This window comes from Gemmatimonas sp., from assembly GCF_036405635.1.
GTDB lineage: Bacteria > Gemmatimonadota > Gemmatimonadetes > Gemmatimonadales > Gemmatimonadaceae > Gemmatimonas.
Genome location: NZ_DASWXE010000078.1, coordinates 1 through 25,461 on the forward strand (window position 1 = coordinate 1; position 25,461 = coordinate 25,461).

The window sequence follows — 25,461 nt, forward strand, 5'->3', positions numbered from 1 at the left end:
GAAGTGTTCACCCAGCGCGTCAAGATTGATCCCAAAGCACCGTATCTGGTCAAGTGCAAGATTCAGGAATGGTTCACATCCCAGTCAACCGCATACGTGACCGACAAGCTAGACCATGAACAACGGTTCTACGCATGCTGGCATCAACTCCCCTCTGAATGGTGGCAGTGGCTCACGATTGATGGGAAGGCTATTGCTCGGATTGATGTGTCCAAGTGCTACTATACGGCAATGTGCATGGTGACTGATCGTGCCCCGTTAGTGAACGCCTTGCCTGATGTGTTGAATGTGCTGGACGTGCTGATTGAGCTGCCCCGGGTTCCGTGGACACCCACTTAGGGTGTTTACTTGGAACACGGAGGTGTCCGATGGGAACGCGACGGCGATTTAGTGCCGAGTTTAAGACCGAAGCCGTACGGTTGGTCCGGGAGCGGGGCGTGTCCATGGCGCAGGCGGCGCGCGAGCTGGATGTCCACCCCAATCTGCTGCGGAGCTGGGTGCGGGCAGTAGCGGAACACGTGGAGCAGCCCTTTCCTGGCGTCGGCCAACAGCGACCGGAGCAGGCAGAGATTGCGCGACTGCAGCGCGAGGTCGCGCGACTCAAGATGGAGCGTGACATCCTAAAAAAGCCACCGCGTTCTTCGCGAGAGAGTCGACGTGAAATTCGGCTTCATTGCGAAACACCGAGGAACGTGGCCCGTCGATCTCTTGTGCGATGCTCTCGGGGTATCGCGGAGTGGCTTTTACGCGTGGCGTCGACGCCCCCCGTCGCGGCGCGCCCATCGTGATGCGCAATTGCTGGTCGCCATGCGCGCGAGCTTCGTGGCGAGCGATCGGACCTATGGCGTCCGACGCGTGTGGGAGGATGTGCAGGACGCCGGGCTGGCCTGCGGGCGCGAGCGGATCGCACGGCTGATGCGAGATGCCGGGCTGCGCGCACGCCCGAAGCGGCGTCAGCGCCCCACCGCGCCATCGATCGATGCGGTCCATACGCTCGCCCCGAACGTGCTGGATCGGCAATTCGGCGCCACCGCGGCCAACCAGAAGTGGGTGGCGGATTTCACGTACGTGTGGACCAGCGAAGGGTGGCTGTTCGTTGCCGTGGTCCTGGACCTGTTTTCGCGCCGCGTGGTGGGGTGGTCGATGCAAGCGGCCATGACGGCGCAGCTCGTCACCGACGCGCTCGTGATGGCCGTGTGGCGTCGTGGCGCGACCACGGCACTCATCCACCATTCCGACCGCGGCGCGCAATACACCAGCGCGCCCTTCCAGCGCCTCCTGCGCGAGATCGGCGTCACGTGCAGCATGAGTCGCGCCGGCAACGTCTGGGACAACGCGGTGGCCGAGAGCTTCTTCTCGACGCTCAAAACGGAACGCGTGCACCGGCACCACTATCGGACGCGAGACGAAGCCCGGGCGAGTATCTTTGACTTCATCGAACGCTTCTACAACGTGACGCGACGCCATTCATTCCTCGGGAACATCAGTCCGGTCACATTCGAGCAGAAACATGCAGTAGCTTAACTCACCGTCCACGAAACTTGGGGCAACTCACTACTCGGTTTGAACGTCTTCTTTGTTGTGTGGGTCATCTGTGTGGGATTGCAGTTGTGGGTGTTGTCAGAGCCCCTTCTAGATGCGTACCTGATTGTGTATGGGACGACGGTGATACTTGCTTCGCCCAGCTGGCTTACTCGTTTGTGGATTGAACGTAGGTGGAGCTGGAGACGAACACCGGAACGTATAAACGACGATTCCAAACCGGTTACAGCAGAGAATGCCGCTATCCCTTCTGAGCAATAGTCCGCGCAAGTCATTGGATGCATCGTGCGGTATGACAAATCCAACTCAACCCGACAAGCCTGAAACCGAGAAGCGGGAACCACTCGATTTTCCGGGCTTTGATCCAAACGATGAAGACCCGGTTGGTGATGATTCTAAGATCGAACCGGGTACCAAGACCGCTGACGAACCGGATGGCCCACCTGATCCTACGCGGGCACCGGAAGAGCCATAAATGAAAAAGCCCCTAGCGGATGATTGCCGGGGGCTTTGTCGTGCTGCGTACTAGCTTGTCGTAACGCTATCTGGCTCTAATGGTAGGTTGTATCGTTTGGCGAAGCGACGACGATACTTGAGCTTCTTGTAGACACGAGCGATGACATATCCGTAATTGTAGTACAACGTGCCTTTGACGATGAGGACCGCCACGTTGGCTATTACCACGGGGATGGGCGCTATGATTGAACTGCCGCCGAGTGCCACTGTCCATGGCATCATCACAACGTTGGCGAAGATCAGATAGAGTAGGAGAGTCCGAAAGGCTTGCGTTTCCTCACGAAGGATGAGCCGCAGGCCATACGAAGACCGTATGAGCGTCCGAGTCTCGTCAGCTCGTTCCCAGAGGTCTTTCCTGTATGATGCGTGATAGCTCTGCGACATCTCGGCCAGACGTCTCCGGATGTTCGCGTTGATCTTTCGAAACACCCACATCCCAACCTTTACGACTATCCAGAGCGTGAAGGTTGATACTGCGGCGTAGAAGACCTGTTCGGGCGCTTGGATGACCCATTGGGTGAAACGCTTGGTAGATAGGGAATCGAGTTGCATTTCCCGATTCTACAGTTCCCGGACAGTTTTTCCAGCGATTCCGAACGCCCAAACATTGAGTTTGCTGGGATGGTGCTGTCGGACGTTTGCTCCATTGTGGAGATTGCGCCCGATTATTGGGGAGGCTATTTCCGATGGGTTACCCTGACCCTACTGGAGTCCTTTGACGATGAAGAAGGTTACTGAAGTCGCGGTCCTTGCCAGCACTCTCGTAGGGCTCGTGTTGGGCTTCTTTGCCATCGCGAAGGAACTGAGGGCTACCGGTGAGCCAAAACTGAAGGCCGTCGCCACATTTCACCGGAGTGCTTTGTCTCCTGAGTTCCTCAACGCTGTGAAGGGGAGCTTGTTTCTTGATTCGCAGAGGCGTCAGTCGTTGAACGCTTTGTTGGCTCGTGATGGTATTGTCGGTGACATCTCTTCCGACGAGTTGCCGCAGATCAACGAGTATTGGCAGTTCGAGATTGCCAATGAGGGTAGCGCCGTATTGAAGAACGTCCGTCTGACGGTGCCTCAGTCAACAGAGGCCCGGTTTCAACACGAGGGGGAGCCAGCCAAACACCGCACAGTATCAGGAGTGCTAGAGCTTGGTGACCTTAGTCCGGGAGCCAGAGCGACTGCCAACGTGTGGGTTGTAGTGGGGCGAAGCCCAGAGCGGGTGGACTTTCGGATTGCGCATGACGAGGGCATTGGCTCAGTCGATGTTCTTCTGCCCACTGGCCGGATTGGGCAGTTCGCGGAGCTGCTATTGACGCCTCCGACGCTCTACTTCGTGCTTGTTGCTCTGTTGTTTCCTGCGATCTCTTCGGGAGTCGCCGCACTCGGTTACCGGAGCAGCTACAGAAAGACGAAGGCCAAGTTGGCGTCTCAGGATGAATCAGCACGCCAAATACCACCCAATCCATTGCCCTAAAAACACAGATCCCCCGCAACGCTCGGCCCTCAAGCGGTACGGGGGAAGTCTGTTTATACGGTCCGTTGCCAGAAGGTCACACCACTCGACCTTACCCTACATCGTGCAACGACTACGGAAGACGTCTCTAAGCCTTGGTTTCCCAACAGCTTGTGATACGGACCGGTTGGACAGATGGGACTGCCAAATGATCACCTCCTCGATGTAGGGTTGAACAACGGGCGCTGCAGCCGCTGGAACAGGTCTTGGGTCCCGCACCATCGGATATATCCACGGCACTTGGGACTGTCACTCGACTGGCTGCCGAGCTCGGCCTTAGATGACGGAATGCGGACGCTCCTCCGCATCGGGCATATGGTATGACATCGCGCGTCTCCCTGCAAGCATCAAAGTCGTGATCTGTCACACGGTTGCGCGCGTGGTACTTTTCAAGAATCCCGTCCCGCCCTCCGTCCCAACGCGCCGCGCCTTTGTCACGTAGCCCGGACGCGACTCCCACCTGTTGTACCCTTTCCTGGATCTGCCCATGCACGTGTCCGCCCATTGGCGACGCGCCCCCTATGCGCTCGCCCTATTGGCCTGCGCGGCTCCGGCCGCACTGATTGCTCAACCGGGACGTGGCGGCGGCGCAGGCGGCGCAGGCGGCGCTGGTGCGGCTGCCGGTGGTGCCACCCCCACCAACGCCCTGCCGGCGCTCCCCAAGGGGCCTCGCGCCATGATGCTGCGTGATTGGTATCGTGTGGCCAACCTCAGCAATCCTGCCGTCTCCCCCGACGGGAAGCGCATCGCGGTCACCGTCACGCGCCCGGTCGAAGCCGACAACCGTCGCCATAGCGAGATCTGGGTGGTGAACTCGGCGGGCGGGGAGCCGCAGCGCTGGACCTCGCCCAGCACCGAAAGCAGCAATCCGCGCTGGTCGGCCGACGGCAAATACCTGTTCTTCACCTCCCAGCGCGCCGGTGGCACGGGCAACACCTGGGCGATTCGCCTCGACCAGCCCAGCGGCGAAGCCTTCCAGGTGGGTGACTACCCCAGCGGCTCCATGCCGTCGGACGGATCGTTTGCGGTGTTCACCGACGCCGGCCGGCCGGCGCCAACGGCACCGAGTCCGGATCCGTTCAACGCGATGCAGCCCATGGCCCGCCCGCCGTTCGAGGCCATCACGCGCCCCTCGGTGGCCAACCGCTTCGACGGCCGCCATGTGGTGGACATGTCGTACAAGGTGAACGGCGTGGGCTTCGTGCCCGGTCGTCGTGTCGCGCGAACGTGGCGCCCGACGCAGATCGCCCGCCAGGCCATCGGCGATACCGCGAAGAAGGTCATCACCAGCACGGCCTATTCGCACCGCAGCCCGGTCGTCTCGCCGGACGGTAAGTGGATCGCCTTCACGGCCGACGCGAAGTTGCGTGCCGACTCCGTGGTGGACATGGAGCGCGACTCGCTGGCGAAGCTGCCGTACAACAAGGTCCGCGATGAAGCCGAGCGTAACGACGCCGACATCTACGTGATCGATGCCAACGGCGGCACGCCGCGCAAGGTGGCTGAGTGGATGGGCGCCGAGTCGGCGCTCGCCTGGTCGCCCGATGGCAAGCAGCTCGCCTTCATCGGCCGCCCGGCCCGCACGAAGAATTCCAACATCTACGTGGTCGATGTGGCCGGCGGCACGCCGCGTCCGTTGCTGGGCAACTGGCAGTACGAGCCCGGTGACTTCGACTGGCTGCCCGGCGGTATCCAGCTCACTGCCGAAATCGGTGGACGGTCGGCCGTGCTGCGCGCCGACATGAGCGGCAAGGCACTGCCCACCGAACTGGTGAGTGGCCGTCGTCAGTTGCGTGGTGCGAGCTACGATCCGACCGGCAAGACGCTGGCGTACGTGGCCACGTCGATGAACAAGCCGACCGAATTGTTCGTGGCCAGTGGTGATGGCACGGGCGAACGTCAGCTCACGAACTTCAACAAGGACGTCAACGCCGACGTGGTGTGGAGCGACGCTGAGCGCATCACGTACAAGAGCGTGGGCAACCTGGAGATCGAAGGCTGGCTGATGAAGCCGTATGGTTACGAAGCCGGCAAGAAGTATCCGATGGTCATCTACATCCACGGCGGACCGCACTCGTCGTACGGCGAAGGCTGGTTCGACGAGTTCCAGAACCTCGCCGCACAGGGCATGTTCGTGCTGTTCACCAACCCGCGTGGCTCGAGCGGCTATGGTGCGCCGTTCACGTACAGCACGCGTGGTCGCTGGGGCATGGAAGACTATCAGGACCTGATGAAGGCGGTGGACATCGTGGCCGCGCGCGCTGATGTGGACAGCACCAAGATGGGCGCCACGGGTGGTTCGTACGGTGGCTTCATGACGACGTGGATGGCCACGAAGACCACGCGCTTCAAGGCGATCGAGACGGATCGTACGATCACCGACTGGACGTACTGGTACGGATCCAGCGATGCGCAGGGGCTCACAGAGTTCGAGTTTTACGGCAAGCCGTGGGACAACCAGAAGCTGTACGACGAGCTCTCACCGATCCGCTATGTGAACAAGGTGAAGACGCCCATGCTCATCGTGCAGAGCGAAGAAGATCATCGCACACCGATGGGTAGCGCCGAGATCTGGTTCATGTCCCTCAAGAAGCAGGGCGTGCCGGTGGAGCTCATCCGCTATCCGCGCTCCAACCATGACCTGAGCCGCACGGGTGAACCGTGGCTGCTGGTGGATCGTTTGGGTCGCCTGCGTCAGTGGTTTGGTTACTGGTTGCAGGGAACGCAGCCGGGCACCACGGCCAACTGATCGGCCACACGGCAATGACAAACGGGGCGCGCATCGCGATGATGCGCGCCCCGTCTTCACATCGCCCACTGAAAGATCAGCCGGCGAAGCAGTAGAACAGCGCGTTGCCGCCGGTGGCCTTGAGATTCTCCTGGCCGCAGCCGCGCGAGGCGTGTGCGTTGTTCCACGACGTCGGATTGGCACCGCCACCCTGACGATCATGATGACCCACGAGCGCACTGCCCGTGGCTGCGTTGCTCGTCCAGTTGTTGCACGTGGAGTCACCGGCATCGCCCGACACTCGGCCGTCGAGCGTGGAGCCTGTCAGGATGTCGTGCGTGTTGGGCGTGTCACCGCGGCCGTTCACCACCGCGCCCTTCTCGGTGATGCTGTTGTCCTTGGACAACTTGTTGTTGTCGCTGTGCAGATCGTCCACGCTGGTGGCGACGACCACACCCTTGGCGTTCTTCCACGGGCCCTTGCCGATACGATCACGCGCATTGATGGCCTGCTTGCCACCCACGGCCTGCTGGCTCAGGTAGGCATGCCACGTCTTGCCACGCACACCGGCGGCCTCCGCCAGCGTGGCGCAGTGCTTGTCGGCGCCTTCGACGCCACCGAGGTTGGCACCATCACCAAGACCAACACTGGTGATGAAGAATGACATGTCCTGCTGTGTGGCAGGTGTGACCGGCGTAGTGGGCGTCGCGCTGGACAGCATCACGCTGACCACGGCAATGGGCAGATGGAGCGGGACCATGAGGGAGCCTCGTTTCGGAGCTACTGCTGTGGAGAGAGAAGAACGACCTCGGCCGTGCGTGCCTTGATCGCGGCGGGACTGTAGGGAAGCGGCACGAACGAACCGCGCGCCCACAGGGGAAAGAGGTTGGCATAGAACGGACTGCGCGGGTCACCACTCTGACCCGGTGTGTTGGTGACGCGTGCCGCGTCCCAGTTCGCCAGATCGATCACCACACGCAGGCTCGCGCCATGCATCTGATTGTCGGTGTTGCCGGTGGAGTGCAGCGTGTTGGCATACCCTCCGCGCGGCAGTGGTCCCGGCGACAGCCGAGCCCGCACCGAGTCGTGCACGAGCGCATCGAGCACGTGACTGATACGCGAGTAGTGGAACTTTGGGTCCCCATAGCGCCAGGTCGACATGTCGGCGCCGAAGCGTCGCGTGACATCGGCCACGGCGTCTTCGAACGCGACGCGCAGAATGGAATCGCGCGTGGCGGCCGGGCGTGTGCCGAGCAGTGAATCCGGGCGTGTGAGCCATTCCACGGTGCGGGCGAGCGGTACCGTTCTGATGGCAGCGCGCGCCACACGCGGCACCACCACATCGGCGGTGATGCTGGACAGGCGTCGTTCCCACATCGCGTAGAGCGCCGCGCCGCGCGCGTCCACGCTCATGAAGCGGTTCCAGCGCAGCACGGTATCGTGCGCGGCGGAGGCCGCCGGTGTGCTGAACGTGATATTGGCGAGCAGCGGTACCAATGCACGGGCGGGCAGCGACATCTCGTCGTGCTGCAGTGCGCCGCTGCTGGCCACCGTAGCCTTGCGTGTGGTGTCGAGCACCTCGAGCAGCCGGTCGCGGCGATAGGGGTCGGCCCACGTGCGCGCCAGGGCGTCGAAGTGTCCATACGAGCTCGGCACATTGAACGCGTTGGCCGTGCCGACATAGCCGCGCGTTGGCGAGGCTTCGTGCGGCATTTGCAGAATGGGCAGATAACCCTTCCACTCGAAGCGGCCGTCGCCGGGTACGGGCACGAGCCCATCCCAGTTCGGGCGAATGGGTGCGATGGCCGCGGTCTGCCATCCGATGGCGCCGCTGGTATCGGCCCAGATCCAGTTCAGCGCCGGCATGCGCGCATACGACAAGGCGGTGCGAGCCTCCGACCAGTTGCGCGCCTGATTGAGACGCAGGCTGGCGAGATAGGGCGCGCTGCCCGGCTCGAGCCATGCGGCACGCAATGCCACGGCCTGACGACGCGTGCTGTCGGTGTAGAGCACCGGACCGTGACGTGTGAAGGCCAGTTTCACGATCTCCGGCGCGGCGCCACGCACACGAATCGTGTCGGTCACGATGCGCATGCGCTCGAAGCTGCCCCCGTAGCGATACTCGCGCGGATTCGACGCGCCGAGCTCGTAGACGTACAGGTCTTCGGCGTCCACACCAAAGATGGTAAGACCCCAGGCGCCATGCTGATTGTGGCCGATCGCCACACCGGGAATGGCCGGTTCACCGCCGCCGATGACGTCCCACCCCGGTGCCTTGAGATGCACCATGTAGCGCAGAGACGGGATGGCGATCGTGCGATGTGGATCGTTGGCGACGATCGGCTTGCCACTCGCGGTGCGTGAGCCGGCGATCACCCAGTTGTTGCTTTCCCAGCGCTCCATGTCGGAGTCGCGCGGCGCGAGCGCGGCTCCGGTGCGTCGCCACGAAGACGCGACTTCTTCGAGGCGAAAGGAGGGCGTGGACCGTGATCCGTCGTAGTCGGCAAAGAGTTGCGCATCGTTCGCGGCGCCGACGAGCTGGGCCACCGCGGAATCGATGGCGAGGCGCGCGTTTTCGGGCTCGAAGCGCTTGCGGCGGCGCACGGCGGCTTCGCCGATGGCGCGCACCGCCCGGGCATGATTGGGTTCATCCTTGGCGTTGGAGGCCAGTGCATTGTGGCGCGAGACCACGATGGCTGGTGTCCACTTGCCCGGGGTGATGCCCAGCGCCTTGAGGTCGGGCGGCATGAGCGACGTGTCGCGCTTCACCTGATCGACGTACGCATTCACGCCGTCCACAAAGGCCTGAATGATGGCGGCACCGCGTGGATGGTACTGCACGAGCTCCGTCGTCATCGAACCGCGATAGCGCAGCAACCGCGCAGCGCGATCGCGGGCCACCCATCGGGGCCCAAGTGCTTCGGCCATCGTGCCGGTGGCTTGCCGACGCCACAGCTCGAGTTGGAAGAGGCGGTCGCGCGCCGAGCTGTAGCCCTGGGCGAAGAACAGGTCGTGTTCGTTCTTCGCGTCGATGTGCACGATGCCCGCACTGTCCCGCGTGAGGCTGACCGGCGCCTGCAGGCCGGCCACGCGCAATCCGCTGGGCGCGGCGGCGAGTGGCGGTGCGGCGCGTGGCGGTGTGGCGGTCGCTTGGGCATGCGCGACGGACCACGAGCAGGTGACGGCAACCGCAACCGCGTGGAGCAGGGTGGGACGCCGCAGGAGTGAGGTCGGCATCAGAGGGGAGGAGGGAGGTCAGGGACCGCTGAGCGCCGCCGCAAACGCGTCGACGATGTCACCAGCCGGCCGGATGTCGTGAATGGCGTCGACACTGCGGCCGGCTTGCCAATAGTCCTGCGATACGCCCTGCACACTCGAGCGCTTGAGCTGCCGCAGCGAACGCACCGCGTACCAGGTGCGAATCCAATGTTTGGTCTTTCGTCCGCGAAACAACATGCGCGCCAACGGGCCCACGGTGGTACCCAGCTTCTCGACATACGGCGTGCGCAACACTGCCACAGGCACGCCGGTGAGCCGCTCGGTCAGCACCACATCCGACGCCTTGGCGTCGACGATGGCCTGCTTGTACCGCGCATCCGAATTGCATTCGGTGGTGGCGATGAATCGTGTGCCCAGTTGGGCGCCGACATAACCCATCTCGAGCAGGGCGCGAAACTGCGACGGTTCGCCCACACCGCCGGCGGCGACCACGGGCAGGCCCAGGTCGGCGACTTCGTCGAGCAGCGCGCGCGGATCCCGGCCACCGGCATGTCCGCCCGCCTGATTGTTCACCGCGACCAGGCCATCCACACCACCATCGCGGCCCTTGAGGGCCCACTTTCGCTCGGTGATGTCGTGATAGACCACGCCACCGGCGGCGTGCACGCGATCGGCCACCCAGCGCGGATTGCCCAGAGACGTGAGGAAGAAACGCACGCCTTCTTCGAGCGCGGTTTCCACCCACCGTACCATGCGATTGTGATACGTCTTGCTGGATGCCTCGATGAGCGCGTTGAAGCCGATCGGGGCACCACCACTCAGCTCGTGGATCTTGCGCAGCCCTTCGCGGAACTCCCAGCCATGCACATAGGTGAGCGAGATGGGCTGCACCACGCCCAGGCCGCCCGCCTTGCTGACTGCGGCCACCAGTTCCGGATTGCTGCAGGGGTACATCGGACCACAGATCAGTGGTACGCGAATCCCGGTGTGGCGCGTGAGGGCGCTCTCGGAGAGGGGCGTGGCCATCAGGCCTTCGCGGGCGGAGACAGCCGCCAATGCACGGTACAGCGCGCGACCTCTTCACCATCGGCGTCGCGCACGATCGCTTCCACATCCTGCACGATGGGCTCCGTCACGCTGGGCGGTGCATCGGCGTGGGTTTCGCACACCAGCGTGCCGCGGGCCTTCTTGGCATACGTGATCGACAAACCGGTCACAATACCGCGCACACCAGGGGGCAACGCCGTGAGCAGCGCGACACCACTGGTCATCTCGGCGAGGTTGACGAGTGCCACGGCATGCACCGACGCGAGATGATTGCGCACCCGCCGCCGATCCCGCAGCTCCACACGGGCATACCCCGGTCGGACATCGGTATAAAGGCCCCCAATGGTACCCGTATAGGGTGCGGTGCGCCCCACGGCCCAGCTGAACAGGCGTTTTCCAAATGGCAGACGATGCAGGCGCTGCCAATTGGCCAGCAGTGCCGCACCGGCAGCAGGGTAGGTCGTGGACATGCAAGAGCCTACCCCCGGATCCGAAGGCACGCCACCTTCCGTACAGTGCTCAATATCACCGCGGACGTCAGGGTGTCGTTCGCTTGCCACCTTCACCGGGGACGCCATGATCGATGCCATACCGTGGACGTCGCTCGGTTGGGCGATGCTGTGCGCTGCTCAGGCCCTGTGTCTGTTGGTGCTGGTGACCCGCCTGGCCCCTGGGCGGTCGAGACGTCCGCCCGTGCCGCCGCGTCTCGCGCCACGCGACGACACGACGGTCTCCGTTGTTGTGGCCACGCTGAACGAGGCGCACCGCATTGGCCCGTGCCTCGAGGGTCTCATTCAGCAGCCCGCGCCCTTGCTGGAAGTGCTGGTGGTAGACAGTCGCTCCCGCGATGGCACGCCGGAACTGGTCGAGACATACGCCCAGCGTGATCCCCGTATTCGCCTTATCACCGACGAGCCGCTGCCGGCGGGGTGGGTGGGAAAGGTGTGGGCGCTCGAGACCGGACTACACGCCGCCCGTGGTGCATGGATGCTGGGCATCGATGCCGACACGGTGCCCGCAGCGGGTCTGGTCGGTGGCGTGATCGACGCAGCAGAAGCCGGACAGTTCGACGTCGTGAGCTTTGCTCCGCGATTCAGGGGGCAGACGGCAGCCGAACGCCTGGTGCAGCCCGCGATGCTGGTGACGCTCGTCTATCGCACGGGAGCGGCCGGTGCGGAGCAGCAGCCGGACAGGGTGCTGGCCAATGGCCAGTGTTTTCTCGTCCGACGGTCACTGCTGGAACAGCATGGCGGCTATGCCGTCGCTCGCGCCTCCTTCAGCGACGACGTCACCCTGGCGCGCCACCTTGCCGCGAAGGGCGCGCGCGTGGGTTTTCTCGATGGCTCTCATATCATCGAGGTACGCGCCTACGCCACCCTGCGCGAGATGTGGCGAGAGTGGGGGCGGAGTTTCGACCTCAAAGACTCCGCCTCGCGTATCCAGGGTTGGCTGGATGTGGCACTGGTGTGGTTGGTGCAGGCGTTGCCATTCCCCCTGCTGGTACTGCTCGGCGCATTCTTCTGGAGCGGTGCATCCTGGCCGACCGATCGCCAGCCCCAATGGCTGTTCATCGCCCTGATGGTGGTGAACAGCCTGGCGTTCCTGCTGCGCGTGTCGATGCTGTGGGCGCTACGCGGCAGTTACCGCCATCGGGGCGTCACCTATTGGATGTCCTGGCTCAGCGACGCTGCGGCCGCCTGGCGTCTGACCATGAGCATGGCGCGTACACCGCGTTCCTGGCGTGGGCGTCGCTACGCGTCGGTGAGCGCACCCGCCTGAGGGCGGTTGTTTGGGCTGGATGTCTCAGGGTTCAACCGTCACATGGCCAACCATGCCAAGCATGGCATGAGGATCGCACTGGAAGTAGTACGTGCCTGCACCCATTGTGACCGGGACTTCGATGGCCTGACCTGGCAACTGTGCAAACGTCGACATGGGAGGCAGGTTGGTCGCGTTGGCATTCGAGTCGGGGAGGAAGTGCACGTTGTGCACACCGGTCACGAGCACAAACCTGAGTACGTCGCCGGGCCTGGCAGAGACCGTTTTCGGCTTGAAGTAATTGCCGCTGTCATCGGTGATCATTTCGATGGTGACGATGTTGCCGGTGGGTATTGGCGCTGCCGGTTGTGCAGACGGTGCCGGCGTGGTGTTCCCGGCGCTCTGATCCAAAGAGCTTCCACCGCATGCAACGAGCAGAAGCGAGGCCGCCAGTAGCAGCGCGCCGAGAAGCGTCGATGCAGTGCGGACGTGTGTGAACGACAATGAAGGGGAGCGATATGCGCGCATGGGAAGACTCCAGGTGATGATAGGCAGCGCGGAAGTGCGACTGCCGGCATGAGGCGGACTAGAAGTCGCGCCTCTCGAAGGCCCGGCAGGCAAGCCAGGCCGGTGTGACCATCCACCACAGCAAGCCGAGCGCTGCCGAGGCGCTGCCCAACGTCGTGCCGAGAAACCGATGCAAGACCGCGCCGGTGTATCCCATCAGTGCCGCGGTGTCGCTGTGCATGACGATGATGGTGCGGGCGAGATCGACGGGATTGCCGAGCATGAGCACCATCATGGGGCGCTCGAGTGCGTAGTCGGCAAAGGTGGTGGAGACGAGCAACACGAGTGCGTCATATCCGATACTCAACACGAGCCATGTCATCAGTCCGGCGACCACACTGCGCAGACGATCGTCGACCCGAATGCCGATCAGGAGTGCGAGTCCGCCGAATACGAACGTGAGTGCCACACCACTGCCGATCGTACTGAGCGCGAGCGGCCAGACTGATCGATCGGGAATGCCGTGCCAAAGCAATGGTGCGCCAATGGCCACGACGAACCCACTCGCGAGCGGAAGCACCTGCGCGAGATAGAGTGCTAGGAATAGTCGGGAGCGACGGACCGGCTGCGTGAGCAACAGCTCCGTGAACTCCCGCGCACCATGCCAACTGATGATGCCCAGCATCATGCTGACGAGTGGCACCAGAAGCAGCACCAGATTGAGCATGGCTACCAGGGCGCGCTCCGCCGAACCGGTCAGCCGCAGGAAACTCTCCGCAAAGAGCAGGGTGCACACCGTGAATAGCAGCACGCCGCGATTGCGGCGCAGTCCGCGCCACTCACGTGTCAGCACCGTACGCACCACCGGTGTGGCGCGCGCCGGGGGCAGCACTTCGGAGGGGAAGCCGGCGAGGCGCATGGGAAATTCGCCGATCATGCGGAGGCACTCCCACGGTCGACCAACGTCCCGTGTTGCATCAGCTGGGCAATGGCTTCTTCGAGCGTTGATGCGCCCGTGGCATTGAACAGATCCAGCACGGCACCCTGCCAGCCAATGCGCCCTTCGTGGAGGAAGACGATGGTGTCGGCCAGCTCCTGCAATTCACTCAGGATATGCGAGGTGATCACGACGGCACAGCCGGCATTTCGGGCACCGCGAATGGCGCGCTTGAGGATGCCACTGGCCACCGGATCGAGGCCCGCTGTTGGTTCGTCGAGCAGCAGGAGTTGTGGCGAGAACAGAAATGCCGCCGCTGCGTTGATGCGCTGGCGTTGGCCGCCACTCAGCGCGCGGGCCGGTTGGTCGAGGAATCGCTCGAGCGCGAACGCCTGTACCAGCGTTTCGTCGCGTGCGAGGCCCTTGCCGCGGAGTTCTGACAGGAGCGACAACACATCGCGCCCCGTGAATGTTTCGGGGTAACGCGCAAGTTGCGGCATGTAGCCGATGCTCGCGCGATGGTCGATGCGTCCCGCAGTATCGCGGCCGTCAAACAGGATGGTGCCAGCATCCGGCCGCACGAGCCCGAGGATGGCTTTGTTGAGTGTGGTTTTGCCGGCCCCGTTGGGGCCGACAATCGCGGTGATCGCGCCGCGATGCAGGTCGAGGGACAGCTCGGTCAGCACGGCATGCCCGTCGAAGCGCTTGCTCAGGCCGCGAACTGAAACCAGCGGAGTCGTGAGGTGAAAGATCATGGCAGTGCCCGTGGTGCGCGCATGAGCGGGCTTTCATCGCGCAGCGCGGCGGGGGTGATGGTTGGCACCACGCGTTCGGCCACGTCGAGCAGGTCGACCAGCAAGGAGCGCACCAGTACGAGCGCGGCGGGAGACTGCTCCACCAGCAGCGCGAAGAGTCGAACAGGCGCATGCCCCACGTCGCCTACGCCGTCATGATCGAGATCGTAGCCACGGTATCGGTCCCACCAGTTGTGCCGGAACGTGCTGTAGCTGCGACGGCTGTTGGTACCCACGTCGAACACATTGCCAAGGAAGCTGTTGCCTTCGAGCATGTTGTCCTGAGCGTCGGCCAGCACGCGCACGCCCCAGCCATTGCGTACAAAATCGTTGTCGGACACCTGGTTTCGGTTGGCGCCTTCCATGTGCAAACCGATCGAATTGTCGAGAAACACGTTGCGTCGGATTTCGCTGTCGCTGATTTCCTTGAGCAACAGCCCATAGGCGGCGCTGCCACGATTGCGTACGAAGCGGTTTCCGGTGATATGCACCGCCTTGGCATACATCACCGCCACACCGGATTCGTTGTCGCGGAATTCGTTGTCTTCATAGCGACAGGAGTCGGAGAACATGAAATGCAGTCCGTACCGGCGGCTGTTGGCACTGACGTTCCGGCGTGCCACACCTGCCGTGGTGAACTCGAAGTAGATGCCGTCCCGATGGCCCTCCACGACGTTGTCTTCGAATACCACGTGGTGACTCGACCAGCTGTGTAGTCCATTGCCGGTGACCGTTTGCGAGCCGGTCAATCCCCGCAGATGATTGCGCCGCACCAGGCAGTTGCTCGCCCGTTGCAGGTAGATGCCAAACAGCGTGGCCTCGAATCGGTTGTGCTCAATGAGGCATCCGGCCGCTTCCACCACGCGCAGCGCCGCTCGGTCGGTGGCCTGACTCGTTCCCGTATTGCGGAACGTCAATCCCCGGACCGTGACCGAATCCGCTGCGATCACCAGCAACTCCCGCTGTCCTTCTCCATCAAGGACCGCACCTTCTGCGCCAAGCAGCGTCAGAGGCTGACGCACCACCACCGTCGCCTCTCGATACACACCTGCTTCCACCTTGACCACACCATGCCGCGCGACGAGCGCCACCGCGTCTGCGAGGTGTCGCACCGTGCCAGCACGTGGCTGCGCGGAAACGACGACCGTGCCGTGTGTGTTCTGCGCGTTCTGCGCGTTCTGCGCGTTCTGCGCGTTCACGCCGTGTGCCGCGATCAACTGGAGTGCGAAGACCAACAGGCCCGGTAGTCTCAAGCGCATCCTCAGGCGCGGCGGCTCGATGTCAGTGCGCATGCGCATCGGGCGCCTCGGGAGTGCGCGTGCCGTCTGGGATGGGACCCGTGGCTGCGGCCACGATCTCCTGCACGCGAGGCCAGGTGATGGCGGTACCACCGTGCGCCAGCTGCAGTGCGTCCGGGTCTGCATCGGTGGCAAACGCCACGAGATCTCGGCCCATGGGAGAGCGCAGGCGACTGCCTTGCAGGTAGACCGCTTTGGTGGCGTCTACCCATTGCGACGGGTCTGCAAAGTTCGTCACCCAGATCGCCGTGGGGGCGTGCGTGGCGTCCTGCGCAGCGACCCAGCCAGCGGCACATTCGATCGAATCGAACGTTTGCAGGCGACCACGGTTGGTGAGCACCAGCACGCCGAATCGGACGTCATCGATGGTCATGCGACAGTACGCGCAGCTGTCCTCCCCACGCACGAGTGCATGTGGTTCGGCGTCGCCGCAGCCGGCAAGGCACGCCAGCGCCAAGGAAAGGATCAGGTGACGGCGCGTCATGACATCGACTCCACGCCATGGCGCGACGTGTTGCGATCACGCACAGTCATCGCGGCCGCGGCGATGGCGACGCCCACGGCGGCAATGGCCAGCACGCCGCCCGTGGCCGGCCAGGAGGTGGCCGTGAAGTTGAGCAGTTGCTTGCTGCCGATCAGGGGCGGCTGGTAGCTCATGCCAGGCACCTGAATGGGCGCATGCTCGAGATCGAGATTGTGCCCGTAGTCGTACTCCCAACGATAGAAGTCGACGAGACCCACCACACCGGCGAGTGCGAGCGCCGCAACCCAGAGCGTCAGCAACTGACGACTGCCGCGCCAGGCAATGAGTAAACCCAAGGCGCTCATGGCCACGATGCCTGTTGGCATGATGCGCAATTCGGGAATGCTATCGGGCACGATGGCCTTCATGCCGATGTAGTGATTGAGACCGTTGATGTTCTGCAGGTCGTTCGGACCAATGCCAGCGACCGTGTGTGCCCAGATGTACATGCCCAAGCCTTCCGGGTACTGCGGCGCCACGAGTGAGATGCGCCACAGCGGGAAGGCCAGTGCGAGCGCGAGCAGTGCAGCGGCGAGGGCCAAGAGCCAACGGGCGCGAAGAGGGACTGTCATGATGGAGTTCCCCAGGGCAACCAGGAGCGCGGCGTCTGGAGCACACACGCTCTGGTCGTCCTGCGAAGAATCAACGAAGAATCAACGCGGGTTCGGCGACGGCGCGGCGCCGTGCGCATGCGCGGGACCTGTCACGCCACCCGGCGGTGTCGGCAGCGTCACACCGCGTGCTGCGGCTCGGGCAGCTTGCCCCTGTGCCTTGAGGGTGTTGCCAGCGAGGGGGACGTTCGAACCCACCGGCGACACACGCACATAGCCAGACATCTCCTGGTGGAGTGCCGAGCAGAAGTCGGTGCAGTACATCGGATACACACCCACTTGCTTCGGGACCCAGCGCAACGTGCGTGTTTCACCGGGCATCACCAGCAACTCCGCCGTGTTGGCGCCCTGAATCGCAAAGCCGTGAGGGATATCCCAGTCCTGCTCCAGATTGGTGACGTGGAACAGCACGGTGTCACCGACCTGCACCCCTTCGATATTGTCCGGCGCGAAGTGCGAGCGGATGGCGGCCATGCGCACATGCACCACCTTGCCGTTGCGGCTCACGCCCGCCTCTCGCTCGGCTTTGGTCACGTGCGGATGCCGGTTCTCGGAGAGCGTGAAGAATTTTTTCTGTAGCTTCTCCACCTTGGACGCTTCGATGGCGTTGCCATAGTGCGGCTCGCCCGTGGTGGGGAAGTCGAGCAGCAGTTTCATCTTGTCGCCCGAGATGTCGTAGAGCTGCGCCGACTGCGTGAGCTCTGGCCCTGTGGGCAAGTACCGATCCTTCGTGATCTTGTTGAGCGCGACCACATACTTACCCGAGGGCTTGGTGGTGGCGCCGCCGGGAATCATCAGGTGACCGATTGAGTAGTAAGTGGGCACCCGATCCACGATCTCCCACGTGCTCAACTTCCACTTCACGATTTCACTGGAGATAAACAGCGACGTGTAGGCGTAGCCCTTGCCATCGAACTCGGTGTGCAGAGGACCGAGCCCCGGGTCTTTCACTTCGCCGGCCAGAATGGCTTCGTACTTGAGCACCGGAATGCCGTCGATGGTCGTTTCGAAGGCCTGATCCTTGATGGCCTGCTGCAGCTTGGTGAAGGAGTGCACCGGAATCACGGTCGCCAACTTGCCACCAGCCACGATGTACTCACCCGACGGATCCACATCGGCGCCGTGCGGCGACTTAGGTGTGGGCAGGAAGTAGATGGAGTTGGGGCAGGTGGTCGGCGTGAGCACCTTCACCGACTGTTTGCGCCCCACCTGTGCCGTGCGCGTGAAGTCATCCATCACGTTGTGCATGTAGTCCGCCGGCCAGTTCTCGGCCTTGCCGTCCTTCACACACGCTTCGAGTGAACGCCAGTTGATGGCGGCGATGAAGTCCTTGTCGGCCTTCGACGCGTTGACTTCCAGCTTTTCGTACGCCTGCTCCGAGTTGTACGAAGTGAAGAACACCCAGTCTTTCGACGGGCCTTTGCCGGCGCGGGCCAGATCGTAGTTGTAGCCTGGCACGAGCAGTTGGAACGCAACGTCCATCTTGCCGGGCTCGTTGCCCTTCACAAACGAGATCGTGCCCTTGAACTTCTTCGCGAAGTCACTGATGGGCACATCGGCTTGCGGGATGGGCACGGAGAAACGCGTCGACGCCAGTACGTATTCGCTGTTCGACGTGATGAATGGCGATCCGTGATTGCCGCCCGAATTCGGAATCTGCAGGATTTCTGCCGTCTCGAAGGTCGCGAGGTCGACGCGGGCCACTCGCGGCGTGTTGTTGGCATTCACGAACAACCAACGTCCATCGTCCTCGCCGTTGGTCTGCGAGAGCGCGGTATGGTGAAGGTCGTCCCACGGAATGTTGCCGAAGGTAGTCTCCAGCATCGGTTTCGTTTCTTCCGAGTATCCGTAGCCGTTTTCGGCAAACTGTGAGAACACCGGGATGATCTTCAGGAGACGTCCGGAGGGCAGGCCGTACACACCGACCTGGCCATTGAAGCCGCCGGAGAGGAATGCGTAGAACTCGTCGTGGGAGCCCGGCGCGACGTACACCTTGCTGGCAGCATCACTCGCGCCAATGGCAGCCGGCGACTTGGTGGCCGGTGTGCACGCGTAACCGTAGGCGAGTGTGGCGGCCAACGTGGCCGTCGCGATGAACCACCCGGTGCGGTGAGAGAGAGACATGGTTGCGGATCCCCGCAGGTATTGGAGGTGCATGAGGGAGCCGGACCGATCGTGATGATCATCCGGCCATGCACTACCGAATCTCGGATTTCACATACCAGATTTAAGTCGGCGATTTCCCGGACGTCTGAGGGGATTTCCTGACACGACGTTTGGTAGTCCATCGACCACCATCATTGCCATGCGACTCACACGATTCAGCGACAACGCCCTGCGCTGCCTCATGGTGCTCGGTCTCGAACCCGATGTGCTGGTGCCGGTGCACACGATCGCGGTGCGCATGAACATGTCGCATGAGCATCTGGTGAAGATCGTGCAACGCCTCGCCGAGCTCGGGTATGTGGAGACGGTGCGCGGGCGCAATGGCGGCGTGCGTCTCGCCGTGCCCGCGCAGGAGATCACGTTGGGCGCTCTCGTGCGGGAGACGGAGGACAATCTCGCGTTGGTGGAGTGCTTCGATCGGGAGAGCAACACCTGTCCCATCGCGCCGGCGTGTGTGCTGGCCGGCATGCTCGATGAAGCACTGTCGGCGTTTCTCGCGGTGCTCGATGCGTACACGCTGGCCGACGCGCTCAAGCCGGGACGCAAGCTCACGACGTTGATGCGGGCGGTGCCGGCGTTGGCGTCGGGAGGCAGCTGAGGAGCAGGCGCGTGTAGTTCGCCAACGTGCACAGGACACCGATCGTCCATGCCATGGCGCCCGCGCTCGTCACCGTTGCGTGTTGCGTCCAAATGCCGGCGGTCATCAGCATCCATCCTGCCGTGAATCCCGTCACGCCACCACGCAGCAGCGTCGGGTGCAGCAATGCCGTGGGATTGCCCAGAGCCCTGAGGCGTGGACGTGTGGGGGCGAGGTGCACGAACGTGACATGCGGGAGGATCTTGGCCGTCACGCCGACCACGAGGGTGGTGAGCCAGCCGACGAGCAGCGCCACCAGCATGGCTGCCCAACGCTGCAGCGAGAGTGGGCTGGAGACGAACAGTGTGAGGGCCATGCCCAGTGCCAGGGCGAGTGCTACGGATGCTGACGCGACATGCCACAGTGCGGCATCGAGAGGACGCTGGCGTCTGAAGAACCAACGCGCGAGCAGCGTGGTGGTCAGCGCACCCGAGACCAGCAGGGCCGCTGCGCCGACCCGCATCCACCCCATGAGTGTGAACACCGCGCCGATGGTGAAGAGCGTCAAGCCGATGACGGTTGTCCAGAGATGCGCTGCGAGCCAGCGCCGGTCATCGCCGGGAGCGGCGAGAAACGTGGGCAGCATGCGACTGCCCACACCGATCGCGGACAGTGTGCCGAACCCGATGACGCCCATCAGCGCGTGAGCGGCGAGCAGCAGCAGTCGATCGACATGCCACCAGCCCAGCGTCTCTCCGATGCGGGCGGCTGCGATGAACATCCCCACACCGAGCGCAGAGTGCGCGACCGTGATATAGGTGCCGACCATGCGACCATTCACGCTGTGCCGTCGCACGCGCAACGTGTTGCGCGAGTGTGCGCCGACCGCGGCAAAGACAAACACCCATCCCAGCCCCTGCAGGGAGCCACGCCAAAACCAGAAGCCGATGACGAGCAACACCACACCGGTCTGCTGCAACCAGAATCCCCAGTAGCCCAGGCGGATGCTGCGTAACGGGACGCCCAACCCCGCCGGCACGAACTGCAGCAACGTCCCAAAGATCGCGGTCCCCATCGTGCCGAGCATGAGGGCGTGCACGAGGGCCAGCACGCCCGGATCGAAAACGGCCCCGCGTACCAACGCAGTGGCGGCAGTCGGAAGCATGGCGGTCGCGACACCGAGCCACGCCAGCGCGGCCGCGAAATGCGCGGCTGGCAAGGCGAGCGGGGGAGGCGCAACCGGGCCTCCGGTCTGCGGCAGCCCTTTTCGCCTGGCACTCGCTACGGCCGTGGGCGGAGCACTTGTTGAGGTCGGAGGCAAGACGGTGACAGCTATCGGTGGAATGTATGTGGTATTTTATACTCCGATTAATGTAGGTAAGGAATAAATGCGCCGGTGTCGGAGGATCCCCGACACCGTGCGACAATCGTGGGCCTTCAGCGGCTCAGTGAGCGCTCGCGAGCGACGCCAATACCGCCTGCATGAAGGCCGGCAAGTCTTTGGGTACCCTGGCACTGACGATGGGACCGTCGACAACGGCGGGTGCGTCCACCCAGATCGCCCCGGCGTTGATCAGGTCGTCCTTGATGCCCAGTGAGCCGGTGAGCTGACGACCCCGCACCACACCCGCCGAAATCAGGATCCACGGACCGTGACAGATGCTGGCGATGATGCCGCCGCGGTCGTGCACCGATTTCACGAGGGCCAGTACAGCGGGATCCCGTCGCAGTTTGTCCGGCGCCCAGCCGCCTGGCGCCACCAGGCCAGCCAGGGTTCCTGCGTCGAGGTCTTTCACATGGCCGTCGACGGTGCAGGGATAGCCGTGTTTCCCGCGATAGCTCGCTTCACCGGTCCCAATAAGCGGCGCGGCATACCCAGCCTCCTCGAGGCGCAGTTTGGGATACCACACTTCGAGGTCTTCGTACTCGGGGCCGACGAGCACCGGCACCGTTCCGAGATTTGATTGTGACATGAGTGGTCCCTCTTTTGTTCGGTATATGAACGGTAAAATGCGATCATATCCTTGCGTGTCTTGGGCTTCGTGTGAAAAACGCAAGAAATGCCGTGAAATGACCAGTGGAGACGTGGAAAAGCGAACAGGTGATGGCGATACTGTGCATAAGTGGCGCAAAACGCGTTGCATCACCGGAATCCACGGTACCTCCATGAAACTCGTCGTCGCAGTGATACGGCCAGAAAAACTGGCAGATGTCAAACGTGCCCTGTTTCAGGTCGGGGTCACCGGCATGACCCTCTCCCGCGTCAGCGGCCACGGCGGTGAACGCGACGTCGTGCAGCAGTACCGCGGCGAATCCGTCGTACTCGAATTCCACGAAAAGGTGCGGATCGAGATGGCCTGCTCCGAGGAGTTCGTGGAGCGCACCATCGCGGCCATCTGTGAAGGCGCCCGCACGGGCGACGTGGGCGACGGCAAGATCTTCGTCATGCCTCTCGAGCGCACCGTGCGCATCCGCACGGGTGAGCGCGACAACGAGGCGCTCACCGCCGTCAACGCCGACGAGGTCATGCGGCAGACCCAGCTCGAGATGCGCGTCCCCAACCGGGAGGACCTCTGATGTCGATGCCGATGACGCTCCTGCCGATGCTCCTCGCGGCGCAGGACGCTCCATCCACCATCTCGCCAGGTGACACGGCCTGGGTGCTCGTCAGCACCGCGCTGGTGGCTTTCATGGTGCCCGGGCTCGCCTTTTTTTACGGCGGTCTTGTTCGCAGCAAGAGTGCGCTCAACACCATGCTCATGAGCCTCGCGGCCCTTGCGGTGGTCACGGTGCAGTGGGTGTTGCTCGGCTACAGCCTCGCCTTCGGGCCCGGCTCCAACTGGATCGGTGGCCTCGATTGGGTGGGGCTGCGTGGCGTCACCGCCGCGCCGAATCCCACCTATGCGGCAGCGCTGCCGCAGCTGCTGTTCACGGCGTTTCAGGGCATGTTTGCCGGCATCACGGTGGCGCTGTTCTCCGGTGCAGTGATCGACCGCATGCGCTTCGTCAGCTATCTCGTGTTCGGCGTCATCTGGACGACGTTCATCTACGATCCCCTGGCGCACTGGGTGTGGGGTGACGGCGGCTGGCTGCGTCAGCTCGGCGCGCTCGACTTTGCCGGCGGTACGGTGGTGCACATCAGCGCGGGCGTCACCGCCGTGGTGCTCGCCATCGTGCTGGGACCGCGCCGCGACTTCAAGCGCGTGCCCACCGTGCCGCACAACGTGCCATTTGCTCTGCTTGGCGCGGGCATGCTGTGGTTCGGGTGGTTTGGCTTCAACGCGGGGTCGGCGCTCGCGGCCGACGGCATCGCGGCCAATGCGCTTATGAGCACGCATGCCGCCGCCGCAGCGGCGCTGGTGGCGTGGGTAGCGCTCGAAATTTCACGCGGTGGTCGTGCCACGGCGGTTGGTGGAGCCACGGGTGCCGTGGTGGGCCTCGTGGCGATTACGCCGGCGGCTGGCTTCGTGTCGCCGCTCTCGGCGTTGGCAATCGGTGCACTCGCGGCGCCATGCTCATTCTTCGCGCTGCACTATCGCCCCAAGACGCGCCTCGACGACACGCTGGACGTCTTTGCCTGCCACGGCGTGGCGGGTGTGATGGGCGCCGTGCTGACCGGTGTGTTCGCCTCCAAGGAGGTCAATCCGAATGGCGCGGACGGTCTGATCGCGGGCAATGCTTCTCTGGTGGGCATTCAGTTGCTGGCTGTGGTGGCCACGATCGTGTTCGTGGCCGTGGCCAGCGTGGCGATCCTCAAGGTGCTGGCGATGCTCATGCCGCTGCGGGTGTCGGTCGAGTCGGAAGTGCAGGGCATCGACCTCGCGGAACACGGAGAAGAGGCCTATCACGGGAGTGACCTGAGCGACCTCACCGGTCGCCGGACCGCGCTTGGTGACAGTGTCGTGATCACGGCCAGTGAACTCGCCCGCGTGCCGCGTACGGCCTGACCACCGCTCAAAATCCTGCCGCACGTTGACGGCTTCTTTCTCCGTCCGCGTGCGGGTGACGTCCGCCAAAGCCACCAAAACAGAACGGGCGCTCACCACGAAGGTGAGCGCCCGTTGGCGTTCAGCAGCCCGAAGACTGAGCTCTCGCTCAGCGCTTCTTGGCGGCGTCCTGCAGCCAGGTAACCGGAATCAGGAACAACGGCGTCAGGAAGAGGCCGAGCAGGATGTTGATCCAGATCAGCGCCATCCAGTAGGCGGTCATGCCAAGGGATGCCCAGACGGATCCCAGGGTGCCGTGTGATTCCACGTTCGTTCTCCGGTGACGTAAGGTGGGCGACCAGCGAGCGTGCGTTCGCCCGAGACGCTTCCGATGCGGTTCAAGAGTAGTCAACGCACCCGGCCAAGGGAAGCACCGCGGCCCGCTCGGCCCCTCTCGGTATTGGTGTTGACCATTGTCGTCCATGCGGTTGACGAAGTGGAGGCCTCAACGCATCAGTCCGAAGATGGCGCCCGCCCGCAACGACCTGCCGACCGACGATTCCGCCGAGGCAATCCCCGAGGGGATTCCGGCGGGGGATCTGTTGCGTGCCTCGATCGAGGTGGCGCTGGCGCCGGTGCGCGAGCCGCTGGTGCTGGCCGTTTCCGGCGGCAGCGACTCGATGGCGCTGCTCTTTGCCATGGTGCGGTGGGCGCCGGGGCGCATTGCGGCGGTGGCCACGTTCGACCACGGCACCGGCACCTATGCCACCGATGCGGCGTCGCTGGTGGCGGCCCATGGGCGCCGACTGGGGCTGACGGTCATTCGCGAACGGTCCCGGAGGCCTGGCGCCAACGAGGCTGCCTGGCGCGAGGCGCGGTGGAGTTTTTTGCAGCGTGTGGCACGGGGATTTCATGCCCGCGTGGCGACCGCCCATACGCGCGACGATCAGGCTGAGACGGTGGTGATGCGCCTGCTGCGCGGCAGCGGCGCGCGGGGATTGGCAGCATTGGCGGCCCCGTCGGCGATCGTGCGCCCATGGCTCGGCGTGTCGCGTGAGGAGCTGACGCGGTGGCTGGCCAGCGAAGGACTGCCATTCCTCGAAGATCCGATGAACGCCTCCCGCTACTTCCTGCGGGCCCGGGTGCGTCATGAGCTGCTGCCGGCGTTCGAGGCCGCGTCACCGGGTTTTCGCGACGCGATGCTGGTGGTGGGTGAGCAGGCCGCGCGGTGGCGCCGTGACGTGGAAGGTTTTCTCGATCAGAGCGGGCTGGCGGTGTCAGATGGCGGTCATTCTGCGAGCCTGCCGGTCGCCGTACTGGAAGAGACCACACCGGATGGGCGTGCCGTGCTTTGGAGTGCGTTGGCTGCTCGGGCTGGCGTGACACTGGATGCGCACGGAACCCGCGCCGCCGTACGGTTTACCAGCAGCCAACGTCAAGGTGCGTACATCACTGTGGCGGGCGGCGCGACGATCATGCGCTCCCGTGGTGGTGCCGACACCCAAGGCGAGCGGTTCGTTGTGCGTTCCCGTGCGGCGGCAAGTGAAGCGGTGGAGTGGCGTGGAGAGTCGGCAACCTTGCCAAGACGGCTGGGGCGTTGGCGCTTTCGGCGGCTCGCGGCGGCGCCTGCCGCCTTTGATGCGTGGCACATGGGCTTGCCCATCGGGGCGCAGGTGGTCGTCCGTCCATGGCAGGAAGGCGACCGCATCCGAAGTGCCGGCGCACCAGCAGGGCGGCGTGTGACACGGTATTTTACGGAATCGCGGATTCCCGTTCCGGATCGATCACAGTGGCCAGTGATGCTGGTGGAC

23 protein-coding genes are annotated in these 25,461 nt (G+C 63.7%); 9 read left to right on the forward strand and 14 right to left on the reverse strand.

Going from position 1 to position 25,461, the window contains the following annotated elements; genetic code table 11:
- Together VGE27_RS05975 and VGE27_RS05980 are read left to right on the forward strand one after the other, a co-directional pair.
- On the forward strand, positions 1-339 hold a 339-nt coding region (locus VGE27_RS05975; protein WP_331048726.1), incomplete at its 5' end, for a hypothetical protein.
- A gap of 29 nt (positions 340-368) precedes the next feature.
- A protein-coding gene (locus VGE27_RS05980; RefSeq protein ID WP_331048727.1) for an IS3 family transposase occupies positions 369-1,524 on the forward strand; the annotation gives its coding sequence in 2 pieces (ribosomal slippage) (positions 369-631 and positions 630-1,524; 1,158 coding nt in all).
- Between the two features lie 543 nt (positions 1,525-2,067).
- On the opposite strand, the gene VGE27_RS05985 is transcribed toward VGE27_RS05980, so the two are convergent.
- On the reverse strand, positions 2,068-2,610 hold the full coding sequence (locus VGE27_RS05985) for a hypothetical protein (protein WP_331048728.1): 543 nt from the start codon (positions 2,608-2,610) through the stop codon (positions 2,068-2,070).
- Between the two features lie 169 nt (positions 2,611-2,779).
- Here VGE27_RS05985 and VGE27_RS05990 point away from each other — a divergent pair, with 169 nt between their 5' ends.
- Positions 2,780-3,520 (forward strand): hypothetical protein, encoded by a 741-nt coding sequence (locus VGE27_RS05990; RefSeq protein WP_331048729.1) that lies wholly within the window; start codon positions 2,780-2,782, stop codon positions 3,518-3,520.
- A gap of 526 nt (positions 3,521-4,046) precedes the next feature.
- The gene (locus VGE27_RS05995) at positions 4,047-6,308 is read left to right on the forward strand and encodes a S9 family peptidase (RefSeq protein WP_331048730.1); all 2,262 of its coding nucleotides are present in this window, start codon (positions 4,047-4,049) and stop codon (positions 6,306-6,308) included.
- 76 nt (positions 6,309-6,384) lie between these two features.
- Here the strand turns inward: VGE27_RS05995 and VGE27_RS06000 are convergent, their stop codons facing one another.
- The 4 genes from VGE27_RS06000 to VGE27_RS06015 are packed head-to-tail and all read right to left on the reverse strand — an operon-like array spanning position 6,385 to position 11,023.
- Positions 6,385-7,047 carry a hypothetical protein gene (locus VGE27_RS06000; protein ID WP_331048731.1) on the reverse strand — a complete coding sequence of 221 codons (663 nt, stop codon included), beginning with the start codon at positions 7,045-7,047 and terminating at the stop codon, positions 6,385-6,387.
- Between the two features lie 20 nt (positions 7,048-7,067).
- Entirely contained in the window at positions 7,068-9,524 is a 2,457-nt protein-coding gene (locus tag VGE27_RS06005; protein WP_331048732.1) for a penicillin acylase family protein, read from the reverse strand.
- Positions 9,525-9,542: 18 nt separating this feature from the next.
- A complete protein-coding gene (locus tag VGE27_RS06010) occupies positions 9,543-10,532 on the reverse strand; it encodes a nitronate monooxygenase (RefSeq protein ID WP_331048733.1) in 990 nt (329 codons plus the stop codon).
- Complete coding sequence (locus VGE27_RS06015; RefSeq protein WP_331048734.1) at positions 10,532-11,023, reverse strand: hotdog fold domain-containing protein; 492 nt, start codon at positions 11,021-11,023, stop codon at positions 10,532-10,534. Before VGE27_RS06015 ends, VGE27_RS06010 begins: the two co-directional genes overlap by 1 nt.
- A 106-nt stretch (positions 11,024-11,129) precedes the next feature.
- Between VGE27_RS06015 and VGE27_RS06020 the strand changes: the two genes are divergently transcribed.
- Complete coding sequence (locus VGE27_RS06020; RefSeq protein WP_331048735.1) at positions 11,130-12,332, forward strand: glycosyltransferase family 2 protein; 1,203 nt, start codon at positions 11,130-11,132, stop codon at positions 12,330-12,332.
- 24 nt (positions 12,333-12,356) lie between these two features.
- Here the strand turns inward: VGE27_RS06020 and VGE27_RS06025 are convergent, their stop codons facing one another.
- From VGE27_RS06025 to nosZ, 7 genes are all read right to left on the reverse strand, one after another.
- Positions 12,357-12,839 carry a plastocyanin/azurin family copper-binding protein gene (locus VGE27_RS06025; protein ID WP_331048736.1) on the reverse strand — a complete coding sequence of 161 codons (483 nt, stop codon included), beginning with the start codon at positions 12,837-12,839 and terminating at the stop codon, positions 12,357-12,359.
- A 58-nt stretch (positions 12,840-12,897) separates the two neighbouring features.
- Positions 12,898-13,755 (reverse strand): ABC transporter permease, encoded by an 858-nt coding sequence (locus VGE27_RS06030; protein WP_331048737.1) that lies wholly within the window; start codon positions 13,753-13,755, stop codon positions 12,898-12,900.
- A complete protein-coding gene (locus tag VGE27_RS06035; RefSeq protein ID WP_331048738.1) occupies positions 13,752-14,510 on the reverse strand; it encodes an ABC transporter ATP-binding protein in 759 nt (252 codons plus the stop codon). The genes VGE27_RS06030 and VGE27_RS06035 overlap by 4 nt, the downstream gene beginning before the upstream one ends.
- Positions 14,507-15,847: a nitrous oxide reductase family maturation protein NosD gene (locus VGE27_RS06040; protein WP_331048739.1), complete on the reverse strand. Its 1,341-nt coding sequence runs from the start codon at positions 15,845-15,847 to the stop codon at positions 14,507-14,509. Before VGE27_RS06040 ends, VGE27_RS06035 begins: the two co-directional genes overlap by 4 nt.
- Positions 15,831-16,331 (reverse strand): nitrous oxide reductase accessory protein NosL, encoded by a 501-nt coding sequence (locus tag VGE27_RS06045; protein WP_331048740.1) that lies wholly within the window; start codon positions 16,329-16,331, stop codon positions 15,831-15,833. The genes VGE27_RS06040 and VGE27_RS06045 overlap by 17 nt, the downstream gene beginning before the upstream one ends.
- Entirely contained in the window at positions 16,328-16,942 is a 615-nt protein-coding gene (locus tag VGE27_RS06050) for a hypothetical protein (RefSeq protein WP_331048741.1), read from the reverse strand. Before VGE27_RS06050 ends, VGE27_RS06045 begins: the two co-directional genes overlap by 4 nt.
- An 81-nt stretch (positions 16,943-17,023) precedes the next feature.
- The gene (nosZ, locus tag VGE27_RS06055) at positions 17,024-19,105 is read right to left on the reverse strand and encodes a Sec-dependent nitrous-oxide reductase (protein WP_331048742.1); all 2,082 of its coding nucleotides are present in this window, start codon (positions 19,103-19,105) and stop codon (positions 17,024-17,026) included.
- Positions 19,106-19,286: 181 nt separating this feature from the next.
- Here nosZ and VGE27_RS06060 point away from each other — a divergent pair, with 181 nt between their 5' ends.
- A complete protein-coding gene (locus VGE27_RS06060) occupies positions 19,287-19,745 on the forward strand; it encodes an Rrf2 family transcriptional regulator (protein ID WP_331048743.1) in 459 nt (152 codons plus the stop codon).
- Here VGE27_RS06060 and VGE27_RS06065 read toward each other — a convergent pair.
- Both VGE27_RS06065 and VGE27_RS06070 read right to left on the reverse strand, forming a co-directional pair.
- A complete protein-coding gene (locus VGE27_RS06065) occupies positions 19,696-20,943 on the reverse strand; it encodes a hypothetical protein (protein WP_331048744.1) in 1,248 nt (415 codons plus the stop codon). The two genes, VGE27_RS06060 and VGE27_RS06065, sit on opposite strands and share 50 nt — an antisense overlap.
- Before the next feature lie 226 nt (positions 20,944-21,169).
- Positions 21,170-21,697, reverse strand: coding sequence for a type 1 glutamine amidotransferase domain-containing protein (locus VGE27_RS06070; protein ID WP_331048745.1), 528 nt, complete (start codon positions 21,695-21,697; stop codon positions 21,170-21,172).
- 193 nt (positions 21,698-21,890) lie between these two features.
- Between VGE27_RS06070 and VGE27_RS06075 the strand changes: the two genes are divergently transcribed.
- The 3 genes from VGE27_RS06075 to tilS all read left to right on the forward strand — a co-directional run.
- Positions 21,891-22,301 (forward strand): P-II family nitrogen regulator, encoded by a 411-nt coding sequence (locus tag VGE27_RS06075; RefSeq protein WP_331048746.1) that lies wholly within the window; start codon positions 21,891-21,893, stop codon positions 22,299-22,301.
- Complete coding sequence (locus VGE27_RS06080; protein WP_331048747.1) at positions 22,301-23,671, forward strand: ammonium transporter; 1,371 nt, start codon at positions 22,301-22,303, stop codon at positions 23,669-23,671. Before VGE27_RS06075 ends, VGE27_RS06080 begins: the two co-directional genes overlap by 1 nt.
- Positions 23,672-24,174: 503 nt before the next feature.
- Positions 24,175-25,461, forward strand: a 1,287-nt coding sequence (gene tilS / locus VGE27_RS06085; RefSeq protein WP_331048748.1) for a tRNA lysidine(34) synthetase TilS, incomplete at its 3' end; no start/stop codon positions are given.

Bases quoted from the DNA above. Each gene is read 5' to 3' on its own strand.
- VGE27_RS05985 (WP_331048728.1), bottom strand. From the start codon at position 2,610: ATGCAACTCGATTCCCTATCTACCAAGCGTTTCACCCAATGGGTCATC.
- VGE27_RS05990 (WP_331048729.1), top strand. From the start codon at position 2,780: ATGAAGAAGGTTACTGAAGTCGCGGTCCTTGCCAGCACTCTCGTAGGG.
- VGE27_RS05995 (WP_331048730.1), top strand. From the start codon at position 4,047: ATGCACGTGTCCGCCCATTGGCGACGCGCCCCCTATGCGCTCGCCCTA.
- VGE27_RS06000 (WP_331048731.1), bottom strand. From the start codon at position 7,047: ATGGTCCCGCTCCATCTGCCCATTGCCGTGGTCAGCGTGATGCTGTCC.
- VGE27_RS06005 (WP_331048732.1), bottom strand. From the start codon at position 9,524: ATGCCGACCTCACTCCTGCGGCGTCCCACCCTGCTCCACGCGGTTGCG.
- VGE27_RS06010 (WP_331048733.1), bottom strand. From the start codon at position 10,532: ATGGCCACGCCCCTCTCCGAGAGCGCCCTCACGCGCCACACCGGGATT.
- VGE27_RS06015 (WP_331048734.1), bottom strand. From the start codon at position 11,023: ATGTCCACGACCTACCCTGCTGCCGGTGCGGCACTGCTGGCCAATTGG.
- VGE27_RS06020 (WP_331048735.1), top strand. From the start codon at position 11,130: ATGATCGATGCCATACCGTGGACGTCGCTCGGTTGGGCGATGCTGTGC.
- VGE27_RS06025 (WP_331048736.1), bottom strand. From the start codon at position 12,839: ATGCGCGCATATCGCTCCCCTTCATTGTCGTTCACACACGTCCGCACT.
- VGE27_RS06030 (WP_331048737.1), bottom strand. From the start codon at position 13,755: ATGATCGGCGAATTTCCCATGCGCCTCGCCGGCTTCCCCTCCGAAGTG.
- VGE27_RS06035 (WP_331048738.1), bottom strand. From the start codon at position 14,510: ATGATCTTTCACCTCACGACTCCGCTGGTTTCAGTTCGCGGCCTGAGC.
- VGE27_RS06040 (WP_331048739.1), bottom strand. From the start codon at position 15,847: ATGCGCATGCGCACTGACATCGAGCCGCCGCGCCTGAGGATGCGCTTG.
- VGE27_RS06045 (WP_331048740.1), bottom strand. From the start codon at position 16,331: ATGACGCGCCGTCACCTGATCCTTTCCTTGGCGCTGGCGTGCCTTGCC.
- VGE27_RS06050 (WP_331048741.1), bottom strand. From the start codon at position 16,942: ATGACAGTCCCTCTTCGCGCCCGTTGGCTCTTGGCCCTCGCCGCTGCA.
- nosZ (WP_331048742.1), bottom strand. From the start codon at position 19,105: ATGTCTCTCTCTCACCGCACCGGGTGGTTCATCGCGACGGCCACGTTG.
- VGE27_RS06060 (WP_331048743.1), top strand. From the start codon at position 19,287: ATGCGACTCACACGATTCAGCGACAACGCCCTGCGCTGCCTCATGGTG.
- VGE27_RS06070 (WP_331048745.1), bottom strand. From the start codon at position 21,697: ATGTCACAATCAAATCTCGGAACGGTGCCGGTGCTCGTCGGCCCCGAG.
- VGE27_RS06075 (WP_331048746.1), top strand. From the start codon at position 21,891: ATGAAACTCGTCGTCGCAGTGATACGGCCAGAAAAACTGGCAGATGTC.
- VGE27_RS06080 (WP_331048747.1), top strand. From the start codon at position 22,301: ATGTCGATGCCGATGACGCTCCTGCCGATGCTCCTCGCGGCGCAGGAC.